Here is a 755-nt window from a genome sequence, read left to right on the forward strand (position 1 = left end):
GCGATTCTCAAAGCTCACCGCTTTGCTCGCCACCGTTCTTCCGACGACAGCGAACTCTCCGTCCACGAAACATTCCCACTGCTCAAAGCCATGAGCGAGCTCAAGCTCGGCGCGGCTTCGGTAGATCTGGGCAAGTTGGCGTTCAAATTCCGTAACGAAGGCAATGGCCGCAGCGCCGAGCAATTCGTTCGTGAAGAAATGGCTGACGTGGTTGGCCAGCAAAACGCTTCCGCACGTAAAGGCACCGACGTTGTGCTGTACGGCTTCGGTCGTATCGGCCGTCTGCTGGCGCGCATCCTGATCGAGAAAACCGGTGGTGGCGACGGTCTGCGTCTGCGTGCCATCGTCGTGCGCAAAGGCGCCGAAAACGACCTGACCAAACGCGCCAGCCTGCTGCGTCGCGATTCGGTACACGGTTCGTTCAACGGCACCATTACCATCGACGAAGAAAACAACACCATCACCGCCAACGGTAACCTGATCCAGGTGATCTACGCGAAGAACCCGACTGAAGTGGATTACACCCAGTACGGCATCAAAGACGCGCTGCTGGTGGACAACACCGGTGTATGGCGTGACGCCGATGGCCTCGGTCAGCACCTGGCGTGCCCGGGTATCGACCGCGTTGTTCTGACCGCGCCTGGCAAAGGCAAGCTGAAGAACATCGTTCACGGTATCAACCACAGCGAAATCACCGCTGAAGACAAGATCGTGTCCGCCGCTTCCTGCACCTCCAACGCCATCGTGCCGGTGCT

The 755-nt window shown here is 58.8% G+C and carries 1 protein-coding gene; it reads left to right on the plus strand.

The window, feature by feature from the left end; genetic code table 11:
• The coding region (locus ACIPIZ_RS28175) for a glyceraldehyde 3-phosphate dehydrogenase NAD-binding domain-containing protein (RefSeq protein WP_401168728.1) at positions 1 to 755 on the plus strand (755 nt) is incomplete at both ends.

The sequence above is a fragment of the Pseudomonas sp. NPDC087690 genome (genome assembly GCF_044743175.1).
Lineage (GTDB): Bacteria > Pseudomonadota > Gammaproteobacteria > Pseudomonadales > Pseudomonadaceae > Aquipseudomonas.